Raw genomic sequence first — 12,204 nt, forward strand, 5'->3', positions numbered from 1 at the left:
CCGGCTTCCCGATCGCGAAGATCGCCGCCAAGCTCGCCGTCGGCTACCGCCTCGACGAACTGCGCAACGACATCACCCGCGAAACCCCCGCCTGCTTCGAGCCGACGATCGACTACGTCGTCACCAAGGTGCCGCGCTGGACCTTTGAGAAGTTCCCCGACGCCGACCCGACGCTGACGACTCAGATGAAGTCGGTCGGCGAAACGATGGCGATCGGCCGTACCTTCAAGGAGTCGCTGCAGAAGGCGCTACGCGGCCTGGAGACGGGCCGCTTCGGCATCGGCTGCGACCGCTTCGACCGCTGGGGCACGCCGAACCAGCCTGCCCTGGACGAGGTACAGGGCCGCCTCCAGGTGGAACGGCCGGTCGGGGGTGGCGAGGGCCGAGCGGCGCACGAGCTCGTCGTCGTCGAAGGCCTCGAGGGCGACCTCGGCCGGGTCGCAGTTCAGCCCCCGGCGGCCGTGCTCGAGCGAGCGGAGCGCCTTCTGGAGCGACTCGGGGAAGGTGCGGCCGATGGCCATGGCCTCCCCCACCGACTGCATCTGGGTGCCCAGGGTGGAGGACTGGCCCGGGAACTTCTCGAACGCCCACCGGGGCACCTTGGTGACCACGTAGTCGATGACCGGCTCGAAGCTGGCCGGCGTGGCCCGGGTGATGTCGTTGGGGATCTCGTCCAGGGTGTAGCCCACGGCCAGGCGGGCCGCGATCTTGGCGATGGGGAAGCCGGTGGCCTTGGAGGCCAGGGCCGAGCTGCGGCTGACCCGGGGGTTCATCTCGATGACCACCATGTCGCCGTTGGTGGGGTCGATGGCGAACTGCACGTTGGAGCCGCCCGTCTCCACCCCCACCCGGCGCAGGCAGGCGAAGGCCGCGTCGCGCATGAGCTGGTACTCGACGTCCGAGAGGGTCTGGGCCGGGGCCACGGTGATGGAGTCGCCGGTGTGGACGCCCATGGGGTCCAGGTTCTCGATGGAGCAGACGATCACGCAGTTGTCGGCCCGGTCCCGCATCACCTCCAGCTCGTACTCCTTCCACCCGGCGATGGAGCGCTCGATGAGGATCTCGGTGATGGGGCTGGCGTCGAGGCCGTTGGCGGCCAGGCGCTCGAACTCCTCGGGGGTGGAGGCGATGCCGGTGCCCTTGCCCCCCAGGATGTAGGCCGGCCGGATGACCACCGGCAGGCCGATGTCGGCCACCACCTGGTGGGCCCGGGCCATGGCCGCCTTGACCTGCTCGGCCTTTGGGACGTGGGCGGCCCGCATGCCCTCGTCGGGCGCGGCGGTGCCCGAGGCCGGGACCGACAGGCCGATCTCGGTCATGGCCACCTTGAACCGCTGGCGGTCCTCGGCGGTGGCGATGGCCTCGGCGTTGGCCCCGATCAGCTCCGGGGTGCCGGGCACGCCCACCAGGCCCGCCTCGAACAGCTCCATGGCCAGGTTGAGGGCGGTCTGGCCGCCGAGGGTGGGCAGCACCGCGTCGGGCCGCTCCCGCTCGATGATCTGGGCCAGGACCTCGGCGTCCAGGGGCTCCACGTAGGTGGCATCGGCGAAGTCCGGGTCGGTCATGATCGTGGCCGGGTTCGAGTTGGCCAGGATGACCCGGTAGCCCTCCTCGCGGAGGACCCGGCAGGCCTGGGTGCCGGAGTAGTCGAACTCGCAGGCCTGGCCGATCACGATGGGGCCGGACCCGATGAGCAGGACCGAGGAGATGTCGGTGCGCTTGGGCATCAGGCCCGCCCCTCCATCAGCTCCGCGAAGGCGGCGAAGAGGTGGGCGGCGTCGTGGGGGCCGGGCCCGGCCTCGGGGTGGTGCTGCACGCTGAAGGCCCGCTCGGCCGGGAGGGCGAAGCCCTCGCACACCCCGTCGTTGAGGTTGACGTGCGTCAGCTCGGCGCCGGCCGGCAGGGTGTCGGCGGCCACCGCGAAGTTGTGGTTCTGGCTGGTGATGTCGATGCGCCCGGTGCGGACGTCGCGCACCGGGTGGTTGCCGCCGTGGTGGCCGAAGGGCAGCTTCACCGTCTCGGCCCCCACCGCCCGGCCCAGGAGCTGGTTGCCCAGGCAGATGCCGAAGATCGGCACCTGGCCCAGCAGGGCCCCGATGGCCTCCACCACGTAGGGCACGGTGGCCGGGTCGCCGGGGCCGTTGGACAGGAACACCCCGTCGGGCTCCCGGGCCAGGACCTCGGCCGCCGGGGTGGAGGCCGGCACCACCTCGACGGTGGCCAGGTCCGAGAGGTGGCGCAGGATGGTGGTCTTGATGCCCAGGTCGTAGGCCACCACCCGGCGGGGCCCGTCGCCCACGGTGTAGGGGGCGGGCGTGGTCACCTGGGCCACCAGGTCGACCCCGTCGGTGCCGGGCTCGGCCGCCGCCGCGGCCCGCAGGGCGGCCTCGTCGACGGTGGTGCCGTCGGGGGCGGGGCCCAGGGCCCCGAAGGCGCCCGGGGCCGCGCCGGCGTCGCGGATGTGGCGGGTCAGGCGGCGGGTGTCGATGCCGCCGATGCCGGGCACGCGGTGGCGGACCAGCCAGGCGTCCAGGTCCTCGTCGCTGCGCCAGCTCGACCGGCGGCGGGCCGGCTCCCGGACGATCACGCCCCGGCAGGAGGGCCGGAGGCTCTCGTCGTCGGCCGCGGTGACCCCGTAGTTGCCGATGTGGGGATAGGTGAAGGCGATGACCTGCCCGGCGTAGGACGGGTCCGACATCACCTCCTGGTAGCCGGAGAGGACGGTGTTGAACACCACCTCGCCGGTGGCGATGCCGCCGTCGGGGGTGGCCCCCAGGGCCTCGCCCTCGAAGGCCTCGCCGTCGGCCAGCACCAGCAGCGCCGGGCGCACCTCCTGCCGGCCGCTCACGGGGTGTCCTCGGGCACGAAAACGCCCCCTGCCTGGTGGCAGAGGGCGGCGTGGGTCTCGCTCAACTCGGTCTCTCCTGCCGTGCGGGCCTCACGGGACCCGCTTCACGGTCAGGAGCCGAACCTAGCAGCTGCACGGCCCGGCCCCACCCCCGTTTCAGCGCTGGGCCACGCCGTCGACGACCACGGGCTCGCCGGCGGAGACGGTGTGGCGGACCCGGCCCTTCAGGGTGCGGCCCACGTACGGGATGTTGCGGCTGCGGCTGGCGGTGGCGCCGGCCTCCACGGTCCAGCTGGCCTCGGGGTCGATGACGCACAGGTTGGCCGGGCGGCCGGGCTCGACGGGGCCCCCCTGGGTGCCCGCCAGGCCGGCCACCGCGGCCGGGCGCCACGACATGCGGGCCAGCACCTCGCCCAGGGGCAGGTCCAGCACGGAGAGGGCCACCCCCAGGGCGAACTCCAGGCCCAGCATCCCCGGGGGGGCCTGGTCGAAGGGCTCGTCCTTGGCGTCGGGGGTGTGGGGGGCGTGGTCGGTGGCGATCACGTCCAGGGCGCCGTCGGCCACCCCCCGGCGCACCGCGGCCACGTCCTCCTCGGTGCGCAGCGGCGGGTTGACCTTGAACACCGGGTCGAACGAGGCGCACGCGGCGTGCGTCAGCAGCAGGTGGTGGGGGGTGGCCTCGGCGCTGATGGCCAGGCCCGAGGCCCGGGCCGCGGCGACGAGGGCCACCGACCCGGCGGTGGACATGTGCTGCATGTGGACGCGGCACCCGGTCAGGCGGGCCAGGGCGATGTCCCGGGCCACCATGGCCTCCTCGGCCTCGGACGGCTGGCCGGCCATGCCCAGCCGGGACGACCACTCCCCCTCGTGCATGTGGCCCCCGGCGGCCAGCTCGGCGTTCTCGCAGTGCTGGGCCAGGACCACGTCGTGGGGCAGGCCCACCGCGTACTCCATGGCCCGCCGCATGAGCAGGTCGTCCTGCACGCCGGTGCCGTCGTCGGTGAACAGCCGGACCCCGAGCTCGGCCATCTCGGCCAGGGGGGCCAGCCGCTCCCCGGCCCGGCCCACGGTGATGGCCCCGGCCGGGTGGACGGCGCACAGGGCGGCGCGGGCCAGCTCCTGCACCTCGCGCACCACGGCGGCGGAGTCGATGGCCGGGGTGGTGTTGGGCATGGCCACCACCGCGGTGAAGCCGCCCAGGGCCGCGCACCGGCTGCCGGTCTCGATCGTCTCGGCCTCCTCCTGGCCCGGCTGGCGCAGGTGGGCGTGCAGGTCGACCAGCCCGGGGGCCACCACGCAACCCCCCGCGTCGAGCACCCGGTCGGCCGACAGGTCGGGCCCGACGGCCACGATCCGCCCCTCGGACACCACGACATCGGCCACCCGCTCGCCGGCCTGCTCCACGACCCGGCCCCCCTTGAGCACCAGGGACTCAGGCACGGCTGCTCTCCTTGTCGGCATCGGTGGGCGCATCGGCGTCGGCGGGGGTGTCGGCGGGCGCGTCCGTGTCGGTGGGCGCGTCGGCGCCCAGGGAGCCCGTGCGGCCCTCGGCCCCCAGCAGGCGGAACAGCACCGCCATGCGGACGGCCACGCCGTTGCGGACCTGGTCCACGATGACGGCCCGGGGGTCGTCGGCCGCCTCGGGGGCGATCTCCACCCCCCGGTTCATGGGCCCGGGGTGCATGATGACGGCGTCGGGGCCCAGGCGGCCGGCCCGGGCCCGGGTCAGGCCGTAGCCGGCGGTGTACTCGCGCAGCGACGGCACCAGGGCCTCGGTCATGCGCTCCTGCTGCATGCGGAGCAGGTAGACCACGTCGACCTCGTCCAACACGTCGTCCAGGCGGTGGGCCACCCGCACCGGCCACCCGGCCAGGGAGGGGGGCAGCAGCGTGGGCGGGGCCACCAGGGTGACCTCGGCCCCCAGGGTGGCGAAGGCGTGCACGTCGCCCCGGGCCACCCGGGAGTGCTTGACGTCGCCCACGATGGCCACCCGCACCCCGTCGAGGCCGCCGAGCCGCTGGCGCAGCGTGTAGCAGTCGAGCAGGGCCTGGGTGGGGTGGTCGTGCCAGCCGTCGCCGCCGTTGATGACCTGGGCGTCGATCCACGAGGCCACCCGGTGGGGGGCGCCGGCGGAGCGGTGCCGCACCACCACGGCATCCACGCCCATGGCCTCGATGGTCAGGGCCGTGTCCCGCAGCGACTCGCCCTTGTTGACCGACGAGGTCGACACGCTGAAGGTCATGGTGTCGGCCGAGAGGCGCTTGGCCGCGGTCTCGAACGAGAGGCGGGTGCGGGTGGAGTCCTCGTAGAACAGGGAGGCCACGGTGCGCCCCCGCAGGGCCGGGACCTTGGGGATCTGCCGGCCGCTCACCTCCACGAACGAGTCGGTGAGGGTGAGCAGCTCCTCGATGGCCGGCCGGTCGAGGGAGGCGGTGTCGAGCAGGTGCCTCACTTGACCAGCTCCCCCAGGTCGACCCCGTCGGCGTGGACGTCGACGATCTCGTCCCGCCGGGTGGGCAGGTTCTTGCCCACGAAGTCGGGCCGGATGGGCAGCTCCCGGTGGCCCCGGTCGATCATCACCGCCAGCTGCACCGCTCGGGGCCGGCCGTAGTCGTGCAGGGCGCCCAGGGCGGCCCGGATGGTGCGCCCGGTGAAGAGCACGTCGTCCACCAGGACCACGGTCCGGCCGTCGATGTCCTCGGGGATGTCGGTCACGGCCTCGGGCAGGACGGGGCGGATGCCGATGTCGTCGCGGTAGAAGGCCACGTCCAGGGCGCCCACCTCGGGCCGGACCTGCTCGATGGAGTCGAGGGCGTCGGCCAGGCGCTCGGCGATCCACACCCCGCCGGTCTGCAGGCCGACGATCAGCACCGCGCCCAGGCCGTGGTTGCGCTCCACCACCTCGTGGGCCATGCGCCAGATGGCCCGGGCCACGTCGTCCCGGTCGAGCACCCGGGTGCGGGGCACGAACACCCCGCCGTAGGGGCGGGTGATGCGGCGTTCTCTCTCGGCCACTGGGCTTGTCCTCCCGTACGGGCCTCACCGGACCCGCTTCACGGTCGGGGCGACCCTACACCGCTCCCCGGCCCGGCCCCGGGGTGGGGTCCGGCCGCAGCCACAGGTCGTGGGTGGCGTCCCAGCGGCCCCGGCGGGCGAAGCCGGCCCGGGCCGCCACCGCCTCGGAGGCCCGGTGGCCGGGGGGGATGCGGGCCACCAGCGGGACCAGCCCGGCCTCCCCGGCGGCCCACCCCACCAGCAGCCGGACCGCGGCGGTGGCCACTCCCCTGCGCCGGTGGGCCGCCGCCGCCCACCAGCCCGTGTCCCACACCACCCGCTCCGGCGGCCCGGCCCCCCCGGTCGGGACCCGCAGCCGGAGGCGGGCCACGCCGACCTCGCCCCACACCTCGTCGCCGTCGGGCGGCCCCACCACCAGGTCGACCGACACGCCGGTGGCGGCCCGCAGGCCCGCCCCCCCGATCCACCGGGCCGCGGCCTCGGCGGGGGGCCCGGCGGGCACCGAGGCGTGGCGCCCGATCTCGGGGTCGGCCCACGCCGCGGCCAGGGCGGCGGCGTCGCCGGGCCGCCACCGCCGCAGGGCCACGCCGGCGGCGGTGTCGACCAGGGGCGTCGCCGGGCCGGGCAGGGGGGGCGGCGCCGGCTCGACCGGTCAGCCGCCCACGGTGAAGGTGACGCCCCGGATGTCCTCGACGCAGGCCGGGAGGTCGGCGGCGGGGTCGGCCCAGAACCCGGTCCGGGCCTCCCGGGTGCACTCGTCGAAGCCGCCCACGCCGTGGCCGGCGTTGGGCACGGTGACCAGGCGGGCGTCAGGCATGGCCTCGGCCTGGGCCCGCGAGTCGGCGTACGGGGTGATGGGGTCGAGGGTGCCCCCGAAGACCAGGGTGGGCACGTCGGGCACGGCCTGCTCGTTGAACGACTCGGGCAGGTGCTCGACCTCCCAGTCCTGGCAGAACACCTGGGCCGAGTTGAGGGCGATGAGGGCGTCCTCGTCGACCCGGGCCAGCTCGGCCTCGGCGTCGGCCCCGTCGAGCAGGCGGCCGGAATCGGCGCACTCCACCGAGTAGAAGGCACCCTCGGACAGCTCGATGAGCCGGGGCACGCCCACCTCGATGAAGGTGGGGATGATGGACCGGTCGCCCGTGGCCAGGCCGGCCAGCACCGACGGCAGCAACGGGATGAGCTCGCTGTCGTAGAGGGCGGCGAACATGCCGGCCCGCACGTCGGTGCCGGTGAGGGCGAAGCTCCGCTCCACGTCCTCGCCCCCCACCGGGACGGTGCCGGTCAGCTCGGCCGGCTCGGCGTCGAAGGCGGCCACCGCGTCGTCGAGCACCGCGCCCAGGTCGCCGATGGCGGTGGAGCAGGCCTCGTCCTCGGCGCACGCCTCGACCAGGCGGTCGAGGGCGCCCTGGGGCAGGGCCTTGGTGCGCTCGACGCCGCCGGCCTCGGGCGGGTACACGGAGTCGATGACCAGGGAGCGGATCCGGTCCGGGTGCTCCCGGGCGTAGGCCAGGCCCAGCCGGGTCCCGTACGACACGCCCCACACGTTCCACTGCTCGACCCCGACGGCCCGCCGCAGCGACTCCATGTCGGCCACCGAGGCCAGGGTGTCGTAGTCGTCCAGGTCGTTGCCCTCGCTGACCAGGCGCTCGTAGCAGGCTCGGACCGCGGCCCGGTTGACCTCGTGCTCGGTGGCGAAGTCGTCGGTGCTGGCCAGGGCGTCGAGGATGGCCTCCTCCTTCTCCGGGCAGTCGAGGCTGGGGAGGGACCGGCCCACGCCCCGCTGGTCGAAGGTGATGATGTCGCGCTCGGCCAGGGCGTCGTTGCCGGCCAGGCCCAGCGGGGGGCTGACCAGGGCGTCGCCCCCGGGGCCGCCGTGGAGGTAGACGACGGGCTCGGCCCCGGCATCGGCCTCGGCGTGGTGCAGGCGGGCCACCGCCAGGGTCACCACGCCGCCCTCGGCGTCGGTGCGGTCGGCCGGCACCTCCAGGGTGCCGCAGGTGACGGTGACGTCCTCGGGCATCTCGGCCAGCTCGGCCTCGGACCACCAGCACTCCGCCTCGGCCAGCTCCGGGTCCTCGGGCACGGTCGAGGACGAGGGCGCCACCGTGGTGGAGGTGGGATCGGAGCCGGCGTCGTCCCCGTCGCCCCCCGAGCAACCGGAGGCGACGACGGCGACGACGGCGAGGGCGACCAGGGCACGGCGGAACATGGCCGGCAGCCTTCCACACCGACCCGCTGGTACCGTGCCGCGGTGGCCGGCCGTCGCGTGCAGGGCGCCCTGGTCACGGCCCGGGCCGCCGGCACCCTGGGCGGGGCCCTGCTGCTGGGGGCGTCGCTGCTCCCGTGGTCGGGGCGGGGGGCGGGCTCCTCCATCGCCCTGGTCCGCATCGCCGACCTCGTCCTCTCCGGCGTGGTCGATGCCTGGGTGCCCCGGTGGGCCGGTCTGGTGGTCTACGCCATCCCCCTGGGCGGGGCCCTGCTGCTCCTGGGCACCGGCCTGGGGCAGCGGGCCGGCGCCCTGGTGGGGGCGGCGGGCGTGGGCCTCGGCGTCGTGGGCGCGGCCCTGGCCGGGGTGGCCCTGGGCCGGCTGGACCGGGCCGGGCTGGGACCGGGCGCGCTGGCCGCCGCCGCGGGCCTGGCCCTGGGGGTGATGGCCGTGGTGGCCTCGGCCCGGACCCGGGCCTGACGCGGCCGGAGGGGTGGGGGGCCCGGGGTCCGGTCCCCCGGTCCGGCCGGCTCACCGGCCACCGGACCGGTGCTACCGTTCCGCCGCGCTCGGCCTCCCGGGGCCGAGGAGCCGGCCCCCACGACCGAGGACGCCCATGAGCGACGAGCCCCACACCCCGGCCTGGCCCACGCCTCGCCGTCCCGGCGCCACCCCGCCCCCGCCGCCGGCGCCCCCCGGCTCTCCCCCCACCGTGCCCATCGCCCCGGCGGGCCCCCCGCCCGGCACCCCCCCGCCGCCCCCCGCGGCCCCGCCACCGCCCCCGCCCGGGCCCCCTCCCGGCACCCCGCCGCCCCCCGCCGCTCCCCCGGGCGGGCCCGGCGCCCCGCCACCGCCCGGCATCCCCATCGGCCCCCTGCCCGGTGCCGCCCCGCCGCCCGGCGGCGCGCCCCCCGGCGCCTACCCCCCCGGGTACGCCCCCACCCCGCCCCCGGGCGGGGCCCCACCCCGCAAGCGCCGGGGCCTCTTCGCCATCGCCCTGGTGGTGGTGGCCGTCCTGGCCATCGCCGCCATCGGCTTCGTCGTGGTGCGGGCCGTCCGCGGCGGGGGCGGCGGGGCGTCGAGCCCCCAGGCCGCGGTGGAGGACCTGGCCGAGGCCCTGGAGTCCGAGGACCCGGTGGCCGCGCTGGAGATCATGAACCCCGACGAGGTCGAGGTCCTGGCCGACGTGTACGGCTCGGCCGCCGAGCGAGCCGAGTCCCTGGGCTTCTCGCCCAAGGACAAGACCCTGGGCGGCGTGGAGGTGGCCCCCGCCGGGCTGCGCTACCAGGTGGAGGAGATCGGCGACGGCGTGGCCCGGGTGACCCTGACCGGGGGCGCGGCCGACGTGTCCTACAACCGGTCCGGCCTGGGCTCGGTCACCGACCGGGTGGTGGCCCAGAACGCCCGGACCGACGGCGACGACAGCGAGGGGGCCCGGGGCCGGGCCGAGGTCGAGGCCGACGACCTGGTGGTCACCGACGACGAGGGCGACGACGTCGATCCCTTCGTCATCACCGTGGAGCGGGGCTCGGGCTGGTACGTCAGCCCGCTCTACACCGCGGCCCAGTACGCGGTCGAGGCCTGGGGCCTCGACGCCCCCGGCCTGCCCGCCCCCGAGGCCGGCGACGGGGCCGACGGGCCCGAGGAGGCGGTCCGGGAGCTGCTGACCGCGGGCGGGTCCGCCGACGCCGACCGCTCCGGCGACCTCATCGCCGGCGGCCCGGGCGACGTCGTCCGGGCCTACTCGGGGGCCATCGAGGCCTGGATCGCCGAGGAGGTGGGCGAGGACACCTCGATCGAGGTCAGGGAGCTGGAGACCGAGGTGACCGACCGCGACGGCGGCGGCCGCCGGGTGGTCATCACCTCGGCCGAGGCCACCGCCACGTGGACCTTCGACGGCGAGGAGAACCGGCGCCAGGTCACCTGGGACGGCACCTGCATGCGGACCGTCGACCCCGACGACGACGGCGAGGGGGACGACGAGGGTGACGAGGCCTTCTGCCTCACCGAGAACTGGAACCGCTTCGGCGTGTCCGAGCTGGCCGTGGCCGTCACCGAGGAGGGCGGGAGCTGGCGGGTGGACCCCGTGGCCACCCTGGCCGACTACGCCGAGGCCATCGTGCCCAAGCTCACCACCACCGCCGTCCTGCGGCTCATCGGGTTCCCCGAGGTGGCCGAGCCCAGCGCCGACGCCGGCATGGGCGACGCCACCACCGTCGAGCTCAACGACGCCGGCTACGCCGTGGTCCGGGTGTCGGCCACCGCCGGCGAGCCCTTCACGGTCAACGCCACCTCCGAGGACGAGGACCGCGTCATCACCGCCTTCCTGGTCGGCCCGGACGGGGACGACGTCGCGGCCTACGAACTGGTCGAGCCCGAGGGCGACGGGGGCTACCTCCTGGTGGTGGGGGGCGACGACTGGGGGCCGGGCACGGTCCAGGTGCAGGTCAGCGGGGTCACTCGCGAGGACCTCGAGCTCGACGACACCACCTCCGGGGAGGTCGCCCAGGTCGGGGAGATCGTGGAGTACTCCGTCGACCTGGTCGAGGGTGCGACGTACTCGGTGGAGCTCGACAACGCCGACCTGGAGGTCTCGATCATCGACCCCGAGGGCTACGCCGTGTCCACCTCGAGCGACGAAGGCTCCGCTGCCACCTTCGTGGCCAACCTGGAGGGGACCTACCAGGTCCGGGTGGACGGGGGCTTCGACCGGGTCACCGGCGACTTCGAGATCACCGTGACCGAGATCCCCGACTTCGTGATCACCAACCTGGCCAGCGAGGAGGTGGAGGAGCCACCGTTCCGCTTCGACCTGGCCAATCCCCTCGAAGAGTTCGCCAACTTCGAGATCGACCTACGCGACGGGGTGTTCCTCGACATCGTGGCCACCCCCGAGCGGGCCGACATGGACCTCCGGATCGTGGTGCGGGACGCCGACGGCGACGAGGTCGAGGTCAACGACACCACGGCGGGCCAGGAGGAGTCGATCGAGGTGGACGGTAACGGCCGCGGCCCCTACGAGGTCGAGATCTACACCGACAACCTGGTGGCGGGCGCCTTCAACGTGACCGTCGAGGGGAACTAGGCCGAGTCCTCCGACTCCCCGTCCCCGGCGTCGGCCGGGGGCGGGGGGCGCTCGGCGACCACCGCGGCCAGGACGCCGTTCACGAACCGGCCCGAGTCGTCGGTGGAGTACTGCTTGGCCAGGTCCACCGCCTCGTTGATGGCCGCGTTGGCCGGCACGTCGGGCCGGTGCAGCAGCTCGAACGAGGCCATGCGCAGCACGGTCAGGTCGAGCACGGGCATGCGCTCGGTGGTCCAGCCCCGGGCGTGGCGCCCGATGAGGGCGTCCAGGTCGGAACGGTGGTCGAGGACGCCCTGCACCAGGGCGGCGGCGTAGGTCTCGACCTCCACGGGCTGGGCGGCCAGCACGTCGAAGGCCCGGCCGTCGTCGTCGGTCTCGCCGTCGCGGATGGCCGCCTCGTAGAGCAGGGCCAGCGCCCGCTCCCGGGCCTCCCGGCGGGACCCGATGCCCCCCCGGCGGTCAGGCACGGGTGATGTACTCGCCGCTGCGGGTGTCGACCCGCAGGCGGTCCCCGATGTTGACGAACAGCGGGACCTGCAGGACCTTGCCCGTCTCCAGGGTGGCCGGCTTGGTCGCCCCCGAGACCCGGTCGCCCTGGATGCCGGGCTCGGTCTCGGTGACCGTGAGCTCCACCGCGGCGGGCAGGTCGGTGCCCACGATCTCGTCGCCGTGCATCTGGAGCACGGCCCCGGCCCCCTCGATCAGGTAGCTGCCGGCGTCGCCCAGCGCCCCGCTGGGCACCTGGAGCTGCTCGTAGCTGCTGTTGTCCATGAACACGTAGTCGTCGCCGTCGCGGTACAGGTACTGCATCTCGCGCTTGTCGATGGTGACCCGCTCGACCTTCTCCGCGGCCCGGAACGTCTTCTCGATCACCGCCCCGGTGCGGACGTTGCGGATCTTGGTGCGCACGAAGGCGGGGCCCTTGCCCGGCTTGACGTGCTGGAACTCGACGATCTGCATGAGCTTGCCGTCGAGGTCGAGGACCATGCCGTTCTTCAGGTCGTTGGTGGTGATGGCCATGGAGATCCTTGCGAGGTGAGCGCCGGC

11 protein-coding genes are annotated in these 12,204 nt (G+C 75.0%); 2 read left to right on the forward strand and 9 right to left on the reverse strand.

The genetic code is table 11. The annotated features are described in order from the left end of the window. Positions 1-248 precede the first annotated feature (248 nt). The 7 genes from carB to VEW93_09795 form a co-directional block, all read right to left on the reverse strand. A complete protein-coding gene (carB, locus tag VEW93_09765) occupies positions 249-1,727 on the reverse strand; it encodes a carbamoyl-phosphate synthase large subunit (protein HYI62076.1) in 1,479 nt (492 codons plus the stop codon). Next, a complete protein-coding gene (gene carA, locus VEW93_09770; protein HYI62077.1) occupies positions 1,727-2,848 on the reverse strand; it encodes a glutamine-hydrolyzing carbamoyl-phosphate synthase small subunit in 1,122 nt (373 codons plus the stop codon). The genes carB and carA overlap by 1 nt, the downstream gene beginning before the upstream one ends. 156 nt (positions 2,849-3,004) lie before the next feature. After that, positions 3,005-4,288 (reverse strand): dihydroorotase, encoded by a 1,284-nt coding sequence (locus VEW93_09775; GenBank protein ID HYI62078.1) that lies wholly within the window; start codon positions 4,286-4,288, stop codon positions 3,005-3,007. Next, positions 4,281-5,300: an aspartate carbamoyltransferase catalytic subunit gene (locus VEW93_09780; GenBank protein ID HYI62079.1), complete on the reverse strand. Its 1,020-nt coding sequence runs from the start codon at positions 5,298-5,300 to the stop codon at positions 4,281-4,283. The genes VEW93_09775 and VEW93_09780 overlap by 8 nt, the downstream gene beginning before the upstream one ends. Next, a complete protein-coding gene (gene pyrR, locus VEW93_09785; protein ID HYI62080.1) occupies positions 5,297-5,863 on the reverse strand; it encodes a bifunctional pyr operon transcriptional regulator/uracil phosphoribosyltransferase PyrR in 567 nt (188 codons plus the stop codon). Before pyrR ends, VEW93_09780 begins: the two co-directional genes overlap by 4 nt. 55 nt (positions 5,864-5,918) lie before the next feature. Further along, positions 5,919-6,449, reverse strand: a complete 531-nt coding sequence (locus VEW93_09790) for a GNAT family N-acetyltransferase (GenBank protein ID HYI62081.1) — start codon at positions 6,447-6,449, stop codon at positions 5,919-5,921. Positions 6,450-6,515: 66 nt separating this feature from the next. Then, positions 6,516-8,075, reverse strand: a complete 1,560-nt coding sequence (locus VEW93_09795) for an alpha/beta fold hydrolase (protein HYI62082.1) — start codon at positions 8,073-8,075, stop codon at positions 6,516-6,518. A gap of 42 nt (positions 8,076-8,117) precedes the next feature. On the opposite strand from VEW93_09795, the gene VEW93_09800 reads away from it, so the two are divergent. Both VEW93_09800 and VEW93_09805 read left to right on the forward strand, forming a co-directional pair. Beyond that, the gene (locus VEW93_09800; GenBank protein ID HYI62083.1) at positions 8,118-8,552 is read left to right on the forward strand and encodes a hypothetical protein; all 435 of its coding nucleotides are present in this window, start codon (positions 8,118-8,120) and stop codon (positions 8,550-8,552) included. A 136-nt stretch (positions 8,553-8,688) separates the two neighbouring features. Then, complete coding sequence (locus VEW93_09805) at positions 8,689-11,157, forward strand: hypothetical protein (GenBank protein HYI62084.1); 2,469 nt, start codon at positions 8,689-8,691, stop codon at positions 11,155-11,157. Here the strand turns inward: VEW93_09805 and nusB are convergent. Continuing rightward, entirely contained in the window at positions 11,154-11,624 is a 471-nt protein-coding gene (nusB, locus tag VEW93_09810) for a transcription antitermination factor NusB (GenBank protein ID HYI62085.1), read from the reverse strand. The genes VEW93_09805 and nusB overlap by 4 nt on opposite strands. Continuing rightward, positions 11,617-12,177, reverse strand: a complete 561-nt coding sequence (gene efp, locus VEW93_09815; GenBank protein ID HYI62086.1) for an elongation factor P — start codon at positions 12,175-12,177, stop codon at positions 11,617-11,619. Before efp ends, nusB begins: the two co-directional genes overlap by 8 nt. Positions 12,178-12,204: the final 27 nt, after the last annotated feature.

This window comes from Acidimicrobiales bacterium (assembly GCA_035630295.1).
Lineage (GTDB): Bacteria > Actinomycetota > Acidimicrobiia > Acidimicrobiales > Iamiaceae > Iamia.